19 protein-coding genes and 1 pseudogene are annotated in these 14,397 nt (G+C 73.7%); 9 read left to right on the top strand and 11 right to left on the bottom strand.

Annotated elements, in window-relative coordinates; translation table 11 throughout:
• Positions 1–6: 6 nt before the first annotated feature.
• Positions 7–345, bottom strand: coding sequence for a TraR/DksA family transcriptional regulator (locus AC1RNL_RS09545; protein WP_128188855.1), 339 nt, complete (start codon positions 343–345; stop codon positions 7–9).
• 61 nt (positions 346–406) lie between these two features.
• On the opposite strand from AC1RNL_RS09545, the gene AC1RNL_RS09540 reads away from it, so the two are divergent.
• Both AC1RNL_RS09540 and AC1RNL_RS09535 read left to right on the top strand, forming a co-directional pair.
• Positions 407–1,663: an FAD-dependent oxidoreductase gene (locus AC1RNL_RS09540; RefSeq protein ID WP_492935074.1), complete on the top strand. Its 1,257-nt coding sequence runs from the start codon at positions 407–409 to the stop codon at positions 1,661–1,663.
• A 71-nt stretch (positions 1,664–1,734) separates the two neighbouring features.
• Entirely contained in the window at positions 1,735–2,211 is a 477-nt protein-coding gene (locus AC1RNL_RS09535; protein WP_364196394.1) for a GNAT family N-acetyltransferase, read from the top strand.
• A 15-nt stretch (positions 2,212–2,226) separates the two neighbouring features.
• Here the strand turns inward: AC1RNL_RS09535 and arfB are convergent, their stop codons facing one another.
• A complete protein-coding gene (gene arfB / locus AC1RNL_RS09530; RefSeq protein ID WP_492935073.1) occupies positions 2,227–2,667 on the bottom strand; it encodes an alternative ribosome rescue aminoacyl-tRNA hydrolase ArfB in 441 nt (146 codons plus the stop codon).
• A gap of 38 nt (positions 2,668–2,705) precedes the next feature.
• Here arfB and AC1RNL_RS09525 point away from each other — a divergent pair.
• Positions 2,706–2,903 (top strand): annotated as a pseudogene (locus tag AC1RNL_RS09525) (4a-hydroxytetrahydrobiopterin dehydratase); the annotation flags it as partial.
• Between the two features lie 42 nt (positions 2,904–2,945).
• Here AC1RNL_RS09525 and AC1RNL_RS09520 read toward each other — a convergent pair.
• The gene (locus AC1RNL_RS09520) at positions 2,946–3,533 is read right to left on the bottom strand and encodes a hypothetical protein (protein ID WP_492935072.1); all 588 of its coding nucleotides are present in this window, start codon (positions 3,531–3,533) and stop codon (positions 2,946–2,948) included.
• Positions 3,534–3,651: 118 nt separating this feature from the next.
• Here AC1RNL_RS09520 and AC1RNL_RS09515 point away from each other — a divergent pair, with 118 nt between their 5' ends.
• Both AC1RNL_RS09515 and AC1RNL_RS09510 read left to right on the top strand, forming a co-directional pair.
• Entirely contained in the window at positions 3,652–5,313 is a 1,662-nt protein-coding gene (locus AC1RNL_RS09515) for an ABC-F family ATP-binding cassette domain-containing protein (protein WP_492935071.1), read from the top strand.
• 99 nt (positions 5,314–5,412) lie between these two features.
• On the top strand, positions 5,413–5,793 hold the full coding sequence (locus AC1RNL_RS09510) for a PH domain-containing protein (protein WP_128188862.1): 381 nt from the start codon (positions 5,413–5,415) through the stop codon (positions 5,791–5,793).
• Positions 5,794–5,823: 30 nt separating this feature from the next.
• Here AC1RNL_RS09510 and AC1RNL_RS09505 read toward each other — a convergent pair whose 3' ends face one another.
• From AC1RNL_RS09505 to AC1RNL_RS09485, 5 genes are all read right to left on the bottom strand, one after another.
• Positions 5,824–6,153: a YciI family protein gene (locus AC1RNL_RS09505; RefSeq protein ID WP_246991791.1), complete on the bottom strand. Its 330-nt coding sequence runs from the start codon at positions 6,151–6,153 to the stop codon at positions 5,824–5,826.
• 66 nt (positions 6,154–6,219) lie between these two features.
• Entirely contained in the window at positions 6,220–6,681 is a 462-nt protein-coding gene (locus tag AC1RNL_RS09500) for an Lrp/AsnC family transcriptional regulator (protein WP_128188864.1), read from the bottom strand.
• Positions 6,666–8,006 (bottom strand): aspartate aminotransferase family protein, encoded by a 1,341-nt coding sequence (locus tag AC1RNL_RS09495; protein WP_246991789.1) that lies wholly within the window; start codon positions 8,004–8,006, stop codon positions 6,666–6,668. The genes AC1RNL_RS09500 and AC1RNL_RS09495 overlap by 16 nt, the downstream gene beginning before the upstream one ends.
• Positions 8,007–8,100: 94 nt before the next feature.
• Positions 8,101–8,517, bottom strand: coding sequence for a universal stress protein (locus AC1RNL_RS09490; protein ID WP_128188866.1), 417 nt, complete (start codon positions 8,515–8,517; stop codon positions 8,101–8,103).
• Positions 8,514–10,034: an APC family permease gene (locus AC1RNL_RS09485; RefSeq protein WP_492935070.1), complete on the bottom strand. Its 1,521-nt coding sequence runs from the start codon at positions 10,032–10,034 to the stop codon at positions 8,514–8,516. The genes AC1RNL_RS09490 and AC1RNL_RS09485 overlap by 4 nt, the downstream gene beginning before the upstream one ends.
• Positions 10,035–10,214: 180 nt before the next feature.
• On the opposite strand from AC1RNL_RS09485, the gene AC1RNL_RS09480 reads away from it, so the two are divergent.
• On the top strand, positions 10,215–11,453 hold the full coding sequence (locus AC1RNL_RS09480) for a saccharopine dehydrogenase family protein (RefSeq protein ID WP_492935069.1): 1,239 nt from the start codon (positions 10,215–10,217) through the stop codon (positions 11,451–11,453).
• A 127-nt stretch (positions 11,454–11,580) separates the two neighbouring features.
• Here the strand turns inward: AC1RNL_RS09480 and AC1RNL_RS09475 are convergent, their stop codons facing one another.
• Positions 11,581–11,958 carry a nuclear transport factor 2 family protein gene (locus tag AC1RNL_RS09475; RefSeq protein ID WP_128188869.1) on the bottom strand — a complete coding sequence of 126 codons (378 nt, stop codon included), beginning with the start codon at positions 11,956–11,958 and terminating at the stop codon, positions 11,581–11,583.
• Positions 11,959–12,009: 51 nt separating this feature from the next.
• Complete coding sequence (thpR, locus tag AC1RNL_RS09470) at positions 12,010–12,561, bottom strand: RNA 2',3'-cyclic phosphodiesterase (RefSeq protein WP_492935068.1); 552 nt, start codon at positions 12,559–12,561, stop codon at positions 12,010–12,012.
• A 79-nt stretch (positions 12,562–12,640) separates the two neighbouring features.
• On the opposite strand from thpR, the gene AC1RNL_RS09465 reads away from it, so the two are divergent.
• From AC1RNL_RS09465 to AC1RNL_RS09455, 3 genes are read left to right on the top strand one after another with little or no spacing between them, the layout of a single operon-like run.
• Entirely contained in the window at positions 12,641–12,847 is a 207-nt protein-coding gene (locus tag AC1RNL_RS09465; protein ID WP_246991786.1) for a hypervirulence associated TUDOR domain-containing protein, read from the top strand.
• Positions 12,848–12,887: 40 nt separating this feature from the next.
• Positions 12,888–13,343, top strand: coding sequence for a DUF1905 domain-containing protein (locus AC1RNL_RS09460; protein ID WP_492935067.1), 456 nt, complete (start codon positions 12,888–12,890; stop codon positions 13,341–13,343).
• A 17-nt stretch (positions 13,344–13,360) separates the two neighbouring features.
• Positions 13,361–14,074 (top strand): ZIP family metal transporter, encoded by a 714-nt coding sequence (locus tag AC1RNL_RS09455; protein ID WP_492935066.1) that lies wholly within the window; start codon positions 13,361–13,363, stop codon positions 14,072–14,074.
• A gap of 14 nt (positions 14,075–14,088) precedes the next feature.
• On the opposite strand, the gene AC1RNL_RS09450 is transcribed toward AC1RNL_RS09455, so the two are convergent.
• Positions 14,089–14,397 (bottom strand): biopolymer transporter Tol, encoded by a 309-nt coding sequence (locus AC1RNL_RS09450; RefSeq protein WP_146356622.1) that lies wholly within the window; start codon positions 14,395–14,397, stop codon positions 14,089–14,091.

Here is a 14,397-nt window from a genome sequence, read left to right as displayed (position 1 = left end):
CCTGCGCTACCGAGCGCAGTCGATGCAGGTCGTGGCCTGCGGCCGCGCCTCGAGCCGCTCGGGCGCGATCGGCCGGCCGCACACGCTGCACGTCGCATCCTCGCCGCGCGCGAGCCGCTCGGCCGCCTCGTCGATCGCCGCGAGCGCCGCGACCTCCGCCTGCCGCAGCCCCTCGAGCCGCGACCACTCCGACGAGAGCGAGACGCCGTCGGGGTCGTGCTCGTCGTCGTCGTGCAGGCGCTCGCGCAGCGCCCGCAGGTCGGCGAGCTGCTGGTCGAGCTCGGCGAGGTTCGCGAGCACCTCGTCCCGCCGCTGCGCGATCCGCGCCGCCCTCGAGTCGCTCATGCCGCCACGGTAGCCCCAGGCCGGTGCGCCAGACTGGCGGGCACGCGCAGGGAGGAGCTGCATGGACGCCGACGTCATCGTGATCGGAGCAGGGCTGGCGGGGCTGCGGAGCGCCCGGCACCTCGAGCAGGCGGGCCTCGCGGTCGTCGTGGTCGAGGCGGCGGATGCGGTTGGCGGCCGGGTGCGCACCGATGTCGTCGACGGGTTCCGGTGCGACCGCGGCTTCCAGGTGCTGAACCCCGCCTACCCGGCGGTCGCGCGCTGGATCGATGTGGCGGCGCTGCAGCTGCAGGACTTCGGCGTGGGCGCGATCGTCCGCACGGGCGCGACGACCACGACCCTCGCCCACCCGCTGCGCCATCCGCAGCACGCCCTCCGCACGATCTCGAGCGGCCTTCTGCCGCTGCCCGACCTGCTCGCGCTCGCGCGGTGGCTCGGGCCCACCCTGCTCGACGCGCGCGCCGCCACCCGCGCGGCGAGCGACGAGACGCTGCGCGCCTCGCTCGACGCCGCGGGGCTCACGGGGCGCCTGCGGCGCGACGTGCTCGACACCTTCCTGGCCGGCGTGCTCGCCGACAGCAGCGGCGACGCATCCGCCAACTACGTGCGGCTGCTGCTGCGCTCCTTCGCGCTCGGTGCGCCCGGGCTGCCGCGGGAGGGCATGCAGGCGATGCCGGAGCAGCTGGCGGCGGGGCTGCGCGAGCCCGTGCGGCTCGGCACTGCCGCGCGCGAGGTGCGCGACGTGGCCGACGGCGTCGAGGTGACGACCGACGGAGGAGCGCTGCGCGCGCGTGCCGCGGTCGTCGCGGTCGGGCCGCAGCACGTCGCCGAGCTCACGCCGCTGCGCGCACCCGAGACGCATGGGCTGACGACGTGGTGGTTCCGCGCGACGGGTGAGCCTCGCACCGGGCCGTTCTTGCTGCTCGACGCATCGCGGCCCGGCGGCGGCCCGGCCGGTCCGGTCTGGAACACGGCGGTCATCTCGGAGGCCGCGCCGTCGTACGCGCCGCCCGGGCAGCACCTCGTGCAAGCGACGACCCTGCTCGGCGAGCCCGACGGGCACGCGGGCGAGCACGAGGTGCGCCGGGATCTCGCCCGCCTCTACGGCACCTCGACCGCGCGGTGGGAGGTGCTCGCGCACCATGTCGTGCACCACACCCTGCCCGCGCAGGCGCCCGGGCCCATCCGCCGCGGCCCCGTGTGGACGGGGGAGCGGGTGCTCGTCACCGGCGACCACCGCGAGACCGCGTCGATCCAGGGTGCGCTCGTCGCCGGCGAGCACGCCGGCGCGGCGGTGGCGGCGCGGCTCGCCAGCTGACCGCCACCGGGCGTGAAGTGGACCGGCCCGACCGTCCTACGCTGGGCGGACGAGCGGCAGAAGGAGGCGCGATGGGCGGCGAGCACGGAGCACTGGCGGTCACCGAGCTGGCGCTGCGGCGCGAGCTGCTCGCGGGCTACGAGCTCGACACCGACCGCTCGCGTCTGGACCTCGAACGCGTGCACCGATGGCTGTCGACGGATGCGTACTGGGCGATGGGCAGGTCGATGGACGTGCTGCGGCGCGCGGTCGAGGGCTCGGCGAGCTTCGGCGTCTACGCGCCCGACGGCGCGCAGGTCGGATTCGCGCGCCTCATCACCGACGGGGCGACCTTCGGATGGCTGTGCGACGTCTACATCGACCGCGCCGCCCGCGGTCTCGGGCTCGGCACGGCGCTCGCGAACGCGATCGTCGACGCTGTGGAGCCCATGGGGCTCAAGCGCCTCATGCTCATCACCGCCGACGCGCACGAGGTCTACGCGACGGCGGGCTTCGTCGTGGCGCCGAATCCCGAGCAGCTGATGGCGCGCATCGCGCCGACCGCGTGAGCGGTCGGCCCGCGGTCAGTCGCTGAAGGGCCGCCGGCGGGCGCGCTTGGTCTCGGAACGCTGCGCCTTGGCGTCGAGCCGCCGTCGCTGCGAGCCCCGCGTCGGGCGGGTGGGTCGGCGCGGGGCCTCCGGCACCACGGCCTCCCGCAGCAGGTCGGCCATCCGCCGCCTGGCCGCGAGGCGGTTGTCGAGCTGCGCGCGGTGCTCCGAGGCGGCGATCGTCAGCACCGAACCGGTGAGCCGCGGAGCCAGCCGCTGCAGGATGCGCCTGCGCTGCACGTCGTCGAGCGCGGTCGTCGTGGCGAGGTCGAGGCTCAGCTGCACGCGCGAGTCGGCGGTGTTGACGCCCTGGCCGCCCGGGCCCGACGAGCGCGAGAACTGCTCGACGAGCTCGCTCGCCGGCACCACGAGCCCGCGCGGCGCGCCGGGGCCCGGGGCTACGCGCAGGTCGTCCATGCCTCGAGTCTGGCGCACCATGGACCCCGACGTTCGCGGCAGGCCTGGAGCTGGTGAACCGCATCGGTGATGCCGCGGAGGCGGTGGACCACCACCCTGACGTCACGCTCAGCTACGGCACCGTCGACGTGACGCTCAGCAGCCACGCCGTCGGTGCAGTGACGATCCGCGACGTGCGGCTCGCGCGCGTGATCAGCGAGCAGGCCGAGGCGCTCGGCATCGCGCCGGTCCGCTGAACGGACCCGCTGAGACGGATGGCGCGGCTGGGGAGACCGCCGTCAGAAGACGGCTGCGTCCCAGTCGCGGTAGCCGTCCGTCGGGAGCGCGCTCAGCCGCGCCACCGCTGCGTCCGCGGCTGCGGCGGACTGCTGCTCGAGGTGCGCGACGAGCCCTCTGCGGCGCAGCTCCGCTGCGCACTGCTGTCGGAGCGCATCCTGCGCCGTCGCCGTGCACGTCACCAGCGCCAGCCCGATGTCGAGCAGCAGCTCGTCGGAGAGCCCGCCGAGGCCCAGGGCGCGCTGCTCCACCCGCCGCTCCTGGTCGCGCTCCCACGGCGATGGCTCGCGCTGGGCGAGCGCGCCGAGCCAGTCGTAGTCGCCGTCCGCGTCGAGCTGCCGCAGTCGTGGCAGCGCGAGGTCGATGGGCAGGTGGCGCTCCTCGAGCGGCAGCATCCGGCGCACGTGCATCGGGAGGCTCGTGGGCGTGCGGCCGAGGCGCCGGGCGATCTGCTCGATCGAGGCGCCGTCTCGACACGCCTCCATCACAGCTGCGAAGTCCTCCTCGGTCCACGGCTTGCGGCTGCGGGGCGCCGGGTCGTCGCGGAACGCGGCCAGCAGGCGATGCTCATCTCGTCGGTCGTCGCTCATGCCCACACTCTGGGACCTGCCCCGCGGGCGCGGGGCGCAGCGCGTCGGCCGCTGTGGAGAACGCTCGATCGACGGGGGAGCGGCCGCGACGGCGACTGCCGCCTGCGAGAATCGAGGGATGACCGCAACGCTCGTCGCGCAGGGCCTCGCCGGCGGGCACGGCCACCGCACGCTCTTCGACTCGCTTGACCTCACCGTCGCGCCCGGCGACGTCGTCGGCGTGGTCGGCGCGAACGGCGCCGGCAAGTCGACGCTGCTGCGCATCCTCGGCGGCGAGGCCGAGCCGCAGGCGGGCACCGTGCAGCTGGCGCCGGCCGACGCGTTCGTCGGCTGGCTGCCGCAGGAGCACGAGCGCGTCGAGGGCGAGACGGTCGTGGGCTACATCGCCCGGCGCACGGGGTGCGCGCTGGCGACGGCTGCCATGGATGCCGCGGCCCTCGCCCTCGGCGACCCGAGCCTCGCACCCGCCGGCGTCGACCCATCCGACGCCTACTCCGCCGCACTCGATCGCTGGCTCGCGAGCGGCGCCGCCGACCTCGAGGAGCGGATCCCGATCGTGCTCGCCGACCTCGGCCTCGAGCTCGACGGCGACCCCGAGCAGGCGCTCATGACCTCGCTCTCGGGCGGGCAGGCGGCGCGCGTCGGCCTCGCGGCGCTGCTGCTCAGCCGCTTCGACATCGTGCTGCTCGACGAGCCCACGAACGACCTCGACCTCGACGGGCTCGAGCGGCTCGAGGCGTTCGTGCAGGGCCTGCGGGGCGGGGTGGTGCTCGTCAGCCACGACCGCGAGTTCCTCGCGCGCTGCGTGACGCGCGTGCTCGAGCTCGACCTCGCGCAGTCGACCAACCGCGTCTACGGCGGCGGCTACGACGCCTACCTCGAGGAGCGCGCGACGCTCCGCCGGCACGCGCGCGAGCAGTACGACGAGTTCGCCGACAAGAAGGCCGACCTCGTCGCCCGCGCCCGCACCCAGCGCGAGTGGTCGAGCCAGGGCGTGCGGAACGCCATGAAGAAGGCACCCGACAACGACAAGAACCGCCGCCGCGCGATGACCGAGTCGAGCGAGAAGCAGGCGCAGAAGGTGCGGCAGATGGAGAGCCGCATCGCGCGCCTCGAGGAGGTCGAGGAGCCGCGCAAGGAGTGGGAGCTGCAGTTCGCGATCGGGGCCGCGCCCCGCTCGAGCACCGTCGTCTCGACGCTGAGCGGCGCGGTGATCCGGCAGGGCGACTTCACGCTCGGCCCGGTGTCGCTGCAGGTCAACGCGGGGGAGCGGATCGGCATCACCGGCCCCAACGGCGCCGGCAAGTCGACGCTGCTGCGCGCCCTCCTCGGCCGGCGCGAGCCCGACGAGGGCACCGCGAGCCTCGGCGCGAGCGTGCAGGTCGGCGAGATCGACCAGGCGCGCTCGCTGCTCGCGGGCGCGACGCCGCTCGCCGCCGCCTTCGAGGGGCTCGTGCCCGAGATGACGTCGGGCGAGGTGCGCACGCTGCTGGCGAAGTTCGGCCTGCGCGCCGACCACGTCGGCCGCCCCGTCGACGAGCTCTCGCCCGGCGAGCGCACGCGCGCGGCGATGGCGCTCCTGCAGGCGCGCGGCGTCAACCTGCTCGTGCTCGACGAGCCCACGAACCACCTCGACCTCGCGGCGATCGAGCAGCTCGAGCAGGCGCTCGACACCTACGACGGCACGCTGCTGCTCGTCACGCACGACCGGCGGATGCTCGAGACGGTGCGCACGGACCGTCGCTGGCACGTCGAGGCCGGCAGGGTCGCGGAGCGCTGAGCGCCAGCGTCGGCGGTGGTCGCGCAAGCACCATGCGCGCGATGTCTGAGGGTTGCTCTAGCGTCTGAGGGGTCCCCACGACTGCACCGAGGAGTCCTCATGTCCATCGAGACCACCGCCGCCATCACCGCTTGGACGTTCGTCGCCGAATGCCCCATCCCCGACGACGTGATGCCGATGCTCGTGCAGGGCGAGCAGCCGATCGCCGCCTACAAGACCTTCCGCGACTCCGCGGTCTTCACGACCAAGCGTCTGATCGTCCGCGACGCGCAGGGGATGACCGGCAAGAAGGTCGAGATGTACTCGCTGCCGTACTCCTCGGTGAACATGTGGTCGTCGGAGAACGCCGGCACGCTCGACTTCAACGCTGAGCTCGAGCTCTGGACGAGGGCGGGGCACATCAAGATCAAGGTCGGCAAGGGCGTCGACGTCCGCAAGCTCGACCACCTCATCGCCCACGTGGTGCTCGGCGCCAGCTAGTCGGCAGACCCGGGCCGGCCGCCGCTCGCCTCAGCTGGCCGGGTCGTACTGGAACGCCCGCAGCTCCTGCGGCGTGCGGCATCCCTGGGCGATGCGCGCAGCCCACGACTCGGCCTCCTCGCGCGAGCCGAGCCTCAGCACGCAGAAGCCGCCGTCGAGGTGCGTCGTCGCCGGCGACGTCGCGCCGTCGGCGTGCACGAGCACGGGGTCGACGCTCTCGTCGATGCCGCCGCCGAAGACGTAGACGCCGGCCGCCTTCGCCTCCTCGATCACCGCGTGCGAGTCGCGCACGACATCCGGGAACTCCTCGTCGGTCAGCACCATCGAGGCGCTCGGGAACGAGATCAGGTAGTGGTCCATGCCGGCCATCATGCACCGGTCGGGCCTGTCCGACCAGACCTGCTGACGCGCGAGTGACGCGACGCGCTACCGCACGCCCCACGCGTAGCTCTGCTTCTGCAGCTTCAGGTACATCAGGGTGTCGGTCTCGCGCACGCCCTCGATCGAGCGGATGCGCTGCGAGACGAGCTCGAGCAGGTGCGCGTCGCTCTCGCAGACGACCTCGACGAGCACGTCGTAGCTGCCGGCGGTGATGACGACGTAGTCGACCTCGGGCAGCGCCGCGAGCGACTCGGCGAGCGGCTCGAGGGCACCGGATGCGCGGATGCCGATCATCGCCTGGCGCGCGAACCCGAGCTGGGTCGGGTCGGTGACGGCGACGATCTGCATCACGCCCGAGTCGGTGAGGCGCTTCACCCGGTTGCGCACCGCCGTCTCGCTCAGCCCGACGGCGTCGGCGATCGCCGAGTAGGGCGCGCGGCCGTCGCGCTGCAGCTCGGCGATGATCGCCTTGTCCTGGGCGTCGGGGAGGCTCACAGCCGCGCCCATGCCTCGGTCAGCACACCGCGCAGGATCTGCTCGATCTCGTCGAAGTGCGACTGGTCGCAGATGAGCGGCGGGGAGAGCTGGATGACCGGGTCGCCGCGGTCGTCGGCGCGGCAGTAGAGGCCTGCGTCGAACAGCGCGGTCGACAGGAAGCCGCGCAGCAGCCGCTCGCTCTCGGCCTCGTCGAACGTCTCGCGGGTGGCCTTGTCCTTCACCATCTCGATCCCGTAGAAGTAGCCGTCGCCGCGCACGTCGCCGACGATCGGCAGGTCGGTGAGGCGCTCGAGCGTCGCCCGGAAGGCGCCCTCGTTGGCGCGCACGTGCTCGAGCACGCCCTCCTCCTCGAAGATCTGCAGGTTGCGCAGGCCCACGGCCGTCGCGACCGGGTGACCGCCGAAGGTGTAGCCGTGCGCGAACATCGCGCCCGGCTGCGCGAACGGCTCGAAGAGCCTCGCGCTCGCGATCATCGCCCCGAGCGGCGCGTAGCCGGAGGTGAGCCCCTTCGCGCACGTGATGATGTCGGGCTGGTAGCCGTAGCGCTCCGCGCCGAACATCGTGCCGAGCCGCCCGAAGGCGCAGATCACCTCGTCCGAGACGAGCAGCACGTCGTGCTCGTCGCAGATCTCTCGCACCCGCTCGAAGTAGCCCGGCGGCGGCGGGAAGCACCCGCCGGCGTTCTGCACCGGCTCGAGGAAGACCGCCGCGACCGTCTCGGGCCCCTCCTGCTCGATCGCGACCGCGATCTGGTCGGCCGCCCAGCGGCCGAACGCCTCGGGGTCGTCGCGGTGGATCGGCGCCCGGTACAGGTTGGTGTTCGGCACCCGGAAGGTCGACGGCACGAGCGGCTCGAACATCTGCTTGAGCGACGGCAGGCCCGTGATCGACAGCGCCCCGTGCGTGGTGCCGTGGTAGGCGATCGCGCGGCTGATGACCTTGTGCTTCTGCGGCCTGCCGGTGAGCCGGTAGTAGTTCTTCGCGAGCTTCCACGCGCTCTCGACGGCCTCGCCGCCGCCGCTCGTGAAGAAGACGCGGTCGAGGTCGCCGGGCGCGAGCGCCGCGATGCGGTCGGCGAGCTCGACGGCGGTCGGATGCGCGTACGACCAGAGCGGGAAGTACGCAAGCGTCGACGCCTGGTCGGCCGCGACAGCGGCGAGGTCGGCGCGGCCGTGCCCGAGCTGGTTGACGAACAGCCCGGCGAGCCCGTCGAGGTAGCGCTTCCCCCGGTCGTCCCAGATGTAGGCGCCCTCGCCGCGCACGATGACCGGCGCCGCGTCGGCGCCTGCCATCCGGGTGAAGTGCATCCACAGGTGGTCGGCGGGCGTGCTCATGCGTCTCGTCTCCTCGTTCGTGTCGTCGGGGTGCCTGGGGCGGCGTGCCGGATGCGCGCGGAGGCGCACGGCCGCGCCGCCGCGCGTCGGGCGGTCAGTCGGGGATCGGCACGCAGAGCACCGGGCGCCGGCTGCGGTGCAGCAGCTTGTGCGGCGTCGAGCCGAGGATGGCGCCCTGCAGCGGGCTCTCGCCCCACGTGCCGACGACGATCACGCTCGCGTCGTGGGCGTCCGCCTGCTCGAGCAGCGCATCCACCGGCTTCGCCGAGACGAGCTGGGTGATCGCGTCGACGCCGGCCTCCTCGGCCGCGGCGAGCGCGTGGCTGATCGCCTCGCCGCCGAGCTGCGCGAGCGCCGCCTCGTGCGTGCGCAGCTCGTCGCCGGGAGCCCCGGGCGGCGCGGTGCCGTAGACGATCACGAGCTGCTCGCCGAAGCGGCGGGCGACGTCGATCGCGGTGGTGAGCGCCGCCCGGGCGCCGGGCGACTCGTCGTAGCCGAGCACGATGCTCATGCGCGCGTCCCCTCTCCGTCGCGGGTGGCGTCGACCCGCACGATGGTCTGCTCGGCGGTGCTCGGCCGCTCCTCCCAGAAGCGCCGGTCGCGGAAGTACCAGATGATCATCAGCACGACGCCGGTGGCGAAGATGCCGATGCCGATCACGAGGGGCGGGCCGAGGCCGAACCAGGGGGTCTCGGTGTAGGCGTTCTCGGGGTTGCCGTAGTCGATGATCGCCGAGACGAGCAGCCAGATGAGCAGCAGCGAGCCGATCACGGGGCCCACGCCGATGAGCAGGAAGCTCTTCGCGCTCGACATGAGGCGCTTGCGGAAGTAGATCGCGCACGCGATGCCGGTGAGCGCGTAGTAGAACGCGATCAGCAGGCCGAGCGCGGTGAGCGTGTCCCAGAGCGCCGTCTCGCTCAGCAGGCCCACGACCAGGTAGTACGCGATCGCGATGCCCGCGACCCACCAGGTCGACACATCCGGCGTCCGGAAGCGGGGGTGGATGTGCCCGAACATCGCGGGCAGCGCGCGGCGGCGGGCCATGCTGAGGCCCGTGCGGGACGCGGGGATGATCGTCGTCTGCGTCGACGCGAGGGCCGAGGTCGAGACCGACAGCATCACGATCCACGCGAACGGGCCCATCGTGTCGGAGGCGAGCACCTGGAAGATCGCGTCCTCCTCGTCGGCGGTCTCGGCGAGGAACGCCTCGCCGGCGAGCGCGACCACGGCGATCGTGACCGAGAGGTACGTGATGACGAGCACGACTGTCGACCAGATCGCGGCCTTGCCGGGCGACTGCGAGGAGTTGGTGGTCTCCTCGGTGAGGTTGACCGCCGACTCCCAGCCCCAGTAGGCGAAGACGCCCAGCAGCAGGCCCGCCGTCACGCCCTCCCAGCCGCCGCCGAACGGGTTCAGCCACTCCCACGAGGGGGTGATCGACTCGTACGCCGACGTGTTGGTGAAGACCTGCACGAGCGCCACGACGGCGAAGGTGAGCAGCGACAGCACCTGGAAGACGATGAGCACGTTCTGCAGCCGGGCCGAGATCTCGGTGCCCCAGACGCAGATGGCGGTCATGACGAGGATGACGATCACGGTGAGCACGCGGATGAGCACGGGGTCGTAGGCGAGATCCTCGAGCCCGAAGGTGAGCAGCGCGTAGCGGGCGGCGACCTCGGCGAGCGATCCGACGATGAGCACGCCGGTCATCGCGATCGCCCAGCCGCCGATCCAGCCGAACCAGGGGCCCATCGCGCGCGTCACCCACGAGAAGGTGGTGCCGCAGTCCTGGTCGACGGTGTTGAGGTAGTAGAAGGCGGAGGCGATGAGCAGCATCGGCAGGAAGCTCGCCAGCATGATGCCGGGGGCGTGCACGCCGGTGTAGAGCACGAGCCCGCCGATGATCGCGGCGATCGTGTAGGCGGGGGAGGTGGAGGCGAGGCCGATGACGAGCGCGTCGAAGAAGCCGATGGCGTTCGGCTTCAGCTGCGCTCTGCCGTCGGCGACGGGGGTGGTGCTGCGGGTCACGACGGCTCCCTCTGGGCAATGCGGCGGATGCCGTGGGTGCGTCCCGGTGTCGGGTGCTGTATCCGCGCTTCTTGCTGGGTGAGACTACTGATTCCGTCGTTCTGGCGCTAGAGTCGCGCTGAATCCGGCTTCTCGTGTCGCGCGGCCGCGCGGCCGGAGCCGGCGGAGGGAGCATCGTCCATGCGGATCCTGCTGGTGGGAGCCGGAGGCGTCGGCGGCGCGTTCGCCGCGATCGCGGCCCGGCGCGACTTCTTCGAGGCGATCGTGATCGCCGACTACGACGCAGCGCGCGCCGAGCGCGCCGCGGCCGTCGACGCGCGCTTCAGCGCGGCGCAGGTCGACGCCTCCGACCCCGACTCGGTCGCGGCGCTGTGCCGCGAGCACGGCATCACGCACGTCATGAACGCGGTCGACCCGCGCTTCGTGATGCCCATCTTCGACGGCGCGCTCGCAGCCGGCGCCGACTACCTCGACATGGCGATGAGCCTGTCGACGCGGCACCCCGACGAGCCCTACGCGAAGGTCGGCGTGAAGCTCGGCGACGCGCAGTTCGCGAAGGCAGGGGCCTGGGAGTCTGCGGGCCGGCTCGCGCTCGTGGGCATGGGCGTGGAGCCGGGCCTGTCGGACGTGCTCGCGCGCTACGCCGCCGACGAGCTCTTCTCGTCGATCACCGAGCTCGGCACGCGCGACGGCGCGAACCTCGCCGTGCACGACGACGACGGCAACGAGATCTTCGCGCCCTCGTTCTCCATCTGGACGACCATCGAGGAGTGCCTCAACCCGCCCGTCATCTGGGAGCGCTCGCGCACCGGCGTCGACGGCGGCTGGTACACGACGCCGCCCTTCAGCGAGCCCGAGGTCTTCGACTTCCCCGAGGGCATCGGCCCGGTCGAGTGCGTCAACGTCGAGCACGAGGAGGTGCTGCTCATGCCGCGCTGGCTCGACTGCGAGCGCGTCACCTTCAAGTACGGGCTCGGTGCCGAGTTCATCGGCGTGCTGCAGACGCTCCACACGCTCGGGCTCGACCGCACCGAGAAGGTGCGGGTCGGCGGCGTCGAGGTCTCGCCGCGAGACGTCGTGGCCGCCTGCCTGCCGGATCCCGCATCCATCGGCCCGGTGATGACGGGCAAGACGTGCGCCGGCGTGTGGGTGCGCGGCACCGGGAAGGACGGCGAGCCGCGCTCGACCTACCTGTACCACGTGGTCGACAACGCGTGGTCGATGGCCGAGTACGGGCACCAGTGCGTCGTCTGGCAGACGGCGATCAACCCCGTGATCGCGCTCGAGCTGCTCGCGACCGGCGTCTGGTCGGGCTCGGGCGTGCTCGGGCCGGAGGCGATGCCGCCGAAGCCGTTCCTCGACAAGCTCGAGGAGTACGGCAGCCCGTGGGGGCTGATGGAGGTCGCGCTGGCCGCATGAGGCGGCCCGCGGGGTCGCGGTCGCGTGCTGCGGGCGGCCGCCCGTTCGTCGACCGGCCAGGTGCGTCGCCGACCGGACTATCCGGCCGGACTCGCACGGAGCCGGTCGAGCGACGGCGTGCGGGAGGTCAGTCGGCGTCGGGGCTGCCGGCGGCGGGCTTCGGCAGCGTCATGTACCACTCGACGAAGCGCCGCGCGCGGCCGTCGGGCGCGAGGTGCACCTCCCACAGGTTCGCGTACGACTCGTGGCCCGGGTACGAGACCGTGCCGGTGACGATCGCGAGCCGCGCGTCCTCGATGAGCACGCGCAGGTCGTGCTGCGGCGCCGTCGGCTCGCGCTCCGTGCGCCACATCTCGACGATCGCGTCGATGCCGCGCAGCGGCGAGGGGTCGTCGGGCCGGAACCAGTACTCGGCGTCGTCGGCGAAGATCGCGCGCACGTCGGCCGGGTCCTTCGTCTCCCACGCGCGGATGTAGCCGTCGAGCCATCGCTGTGCAGCCGTCATGCTGCGTTCCTACCGCACGGGGCGCCCCGGCGGTAGGGCGGTGCGCGAGCGTCAGCCGCCGAGCGGCAGCGTCGCGACGCCGAGGTGCCGCGGCTGGTGCGGGCGGCCGAGCAGCTGCGACTCGATGAGCTCGACCTCGTCGACCGTCCAGGTGCGCGAGGCGTAGGTGTCGAGCACGCGCAGCCAGCGGAGCGCGCTGCGGTGGCGCGGCGGCCGCGCGAGCGTCACGTGCGGCACGAATCGCCGACCGTCGGGCGCGGCGCCCGCGACGCTCGCGGCGGTGCGCACGCGCTGCGCGAGGTGCTCGAGCTCGGCATGGCCGCGGTCGACGCCGAGCCAGAGCACGGCCGGGCGATCCGGGTCGGGGAACGCACCCGCCCCGGCCAGCCGGCACGCGAACGGCGGCACGTCGAGCACGGCGGCGCGCAGGCGCTCCTGCAGGGGCTCGAGGATGCGCTCCGGCAGGTCGGGCAGGAACGCGAGGGTGAGGTGCAGGCGATCCGAGGGCGTCCAGCGCAGGCCCTCGCGGGGCTCGAGGAACGCGGCGAGATCCTCCCGCACGTCCTCCGGCGGCACCACGGCCGCGAACATCCGTCGCCCCATGGGCCGACCCTAGCCGCGCCGCCCAGGCGCCGCTCGGGAGCCGGGCGTAGCGTGCGGCACACGAGCGAGGGGAGCGGCCATGGGGTTCCGGAAGGGCGACGAGGTGCGCTGGAGCACGAGCCAGGGCGAGACGCACGGCAGCGTGGTGGAGCGCCGCACGAGCGACTTCCAGCTCGACGGGCAGCAGTTCCGCGCCTCCGAGGAGGAGCCGTACTACGTCGTCGAGTCGGCGAAGACGGGGGCGAGGGCGGCCCACAAGGAGTCGGCGCTCCGGAAGCGCTCGTGACGCTGGTGCACGGCCGTCGGCGCGGCCTACGCTGGCGCGCATGAGCGAGCTCCGCATCCGCACCACCGTCGAGCGCCGCGGGCCGGCCGCAGCGATCATCCTCACCGACGAGCAGGTCGCCTCGCTCGGCGGCGCGAGGAACGCGCCCGTCACGCTGAGCATCGGCGACGCCACCGTGCGCACGCGCATCGGGCAGATGGGCGGCGAGAACCTGCTCGGCCTGTCGAAGGAGCGGCGCGCGGCGCTCGGCGTCGACGAGGGCGACGAGGTCGAGGCGGTCGTCGCGCTCGACCGGGCCGAGCGCGAGGTCGAGCTGCCGCAGGAGCTCGCGGCGGCGCTCGACGCCGATCCGACCGCGGCCGCCGCCTTCGCGGGTCTCGCGCCGTCGCGCCGCAAGGAGCTCGCTCGGGGCATCGCCGACGCCAAGGCCGACGCCACCCGGCAGCGCCGCCTCGAGCGGGCGCTCGACGAGCTGCGCGCGACGACCGCGAGCTGAGCCGCGGGACGCCGACCGTGCTCGACGCGCTGCTGTGGGGTGCGGTCGCGACGTCGTCGCTCGTGGTCGGCGCCGCGCTCGCGATGCTGCGGCGCTGGTCGGATGCGGTGGTCGGCATCGTGCTCGCGTTCGGGGCGGGCGCGCTCATCGCGGCCGTCGCGTTCGAGCTCGCGGAGGGCGGCCTCGCCGAGGGCGGGCCGCTCGCGGTCGGCGCCGGCCTCGCCGCGGGAGCGCTCACCTTCTTCTTCGCCGACCGCGCCCTCGAGGCGGGCTCCGGCCGCCGCAGCAACCGCGGCCACGGCACGGCGGGCGTGCCGCTCGCCCTCGGCGCGCTGCTCGACGGCGTGCCCGAGCAGGCGGTGCTCGGCATCGGGCTCGCCGCAGGCGACGGCGTGAGCGCGGCGCTGCTGGCGGCGGTCTTCATCTCCAACCTGCCGGAGTCGGTCGGCTCCTCGGCCGACATGCTCCGCGCCGGACGCTCGCGCCGCTTCGTGCTGCTGCTGTGGCTGGGCGTCGCCGTCGTCTGCACGCTCGCCGCCGTCGGCGGGCGCGCGATCGCCGAGGGCGCGCCGCCGGCGCTCACGGGGGTCGTCGACGGCTTCGCCGCGGGTGCGCTGCTCGTGATGCTCGTCGACGCGATGATCCCCGAGGCCCGCGCGAAGGGCGGCACGGGCGCGGGCCTCGCGACCGTCGTCGGCTTCGCGGGTGCCGCGAGCCTCTCGCTGCTCTGAGGCGGCGGCCCGCCTCAGGCCTCCGGCGGCGCGAGCTCGTCGAGGCGCGCCAGCCGCTCGCGCGCCCGCTCGGCGCGCTCCGCCTCGCCGAGCTCCCACCAGGCGTCCCCGCGTTCGCCGAGGCCCTCCTTCGCCAGCTGCACGCGGTCGCGCGCCGCCCGCCTCGAGGCGTCGTCGCCCGCGAGCCGCACGGCCGAGCGCGCCCGGCCGAGGTGCGAGCGCAGCCGCGCCGACGCATCCGCCGCCAACGACGGATCCTCCGCGCGCCAGCGGCGCCCGTCGACGACGATCCACCGCCCGTCGTCGGTGCGCTCGGCCGGCAC

This window comes from Agrococcus sp. GW821-FHT14H11, assembly GCF_058803545.1.
Note: the sequence above shows the minus strand (reverse complement) of the source record. Positions and strands in the feature narration are given on the sequence as shown.

Coding starts and splice junctions, on each gene's coding strand:
- AC1RNL_RS09545 (WP_128188855.1), bottom strand. CDS start 345: ATGAGCGACTCGAGGGCGGCGCGGATCGCGCAGCGGCGGGACGAGGTG.
- AC1RNL_RS09540 (WP_492935074.1), top strand. CDS start 407: ATGGACGCCGACGTCATCGTGATCGGAGCAGGGCTGGCGGGGCTGCGG.
- AC1RNL_RS09535 (WP_364196394.1), top strand. CDS start 1,735: ATGGGCGGCGAGCACGGAGCACTGGCGGTCACCGAGCTGGCGCTGCGG.
- arfB (WP_492935073.1), bottom strand. CDS start 2,667: ATGGACGACCTGCGCGTAGCCCCGGGCCCCGGCGCGCCGCGCGGGCTC.
- AC1RNL_RS09520 (WP_492935072.1), bottom strand. CDS start 3,533: ATGAGCGACGACCGACGAGATGAGCATCGCCTGCTGGCCGCGTTCCGC.
- AC1RNL_RS09515 (WP_492935071.1), top strand. CDS start 3,652: ATGACCGCAACGCTCGTCGCGCAGGGCCTCGCCGGCGGGCACGGCCAC.
- AC1RNL_RS09510 (WP_128188862.1), top strand. CDS start 5,413: ATGTCCATCGAGACCACCGCCGCCATCACCGCTTGGACGTTCGTCGCC.
- AC1RNL_RS09505 (WP_246991791.1), bottom strand. CDS start 6,153: ATGGACCACTACCTGATCTCGTTCCCGAGCGCCTCGATGGTGCTGACC.
- AC1RNL_RS09500 (WP_128188864.1), bottom strand. CDS start 6,681: ATGGGCGCGGCTGTGAGCCTCCCCGACGCCCAGGACAAGGCGATCATC.
- AC1RNL_RS09495 (WP_246991789.1), bottom strand. CDS start 8,006: ATGAGCACGCCCGCCGACCACCTGTGGATGCACTTCACCCGGATGGCA.
- AC1RNL_RS09490 (WP_128188866.1), bottom strand. CDS start 8,517: ATGAGCATCGTGCTCGGCTACGACGAGTCGCCCGGCGCCCGGGCGGCG.
- AC1RNL_RS09480 (WP_492935069.1), top strand. CDS start 10,215: ATGCGGATCCTGCTGGTGGGAGCCGGAGGCGTCGGCGGCGCGTTCGCC.
- AC1RNL_RS09475 (WP_128188869.1), bottom strand. CDS start 11,958: ATGACGGCTGCACAGCGATGGCTCGACGGCTACATCCGCGCGTGGGAG.
- thpR (WP_492935068.1), bottom strand. CDS start 12,561: ATGGGGCGACGGATGTTCGCGGCCGTGGTGCCGCCGGAGGACGTGCGG.
- AC1RNL_RS09465 (WP_246991786.1), top strand. CDS start 12,641: ATGGGGTTCCGGAAGGGCGACGAGGTGCGCTGGAGCACGAGCCAGGGC.
- AC1RNL_RS09460 (WP_492935067.1), top strand. CDS start 12,888: ATGAGCGAGCTCCGCATCCGCACCACCGTCGAGCGCCGCGGGCCGGCC.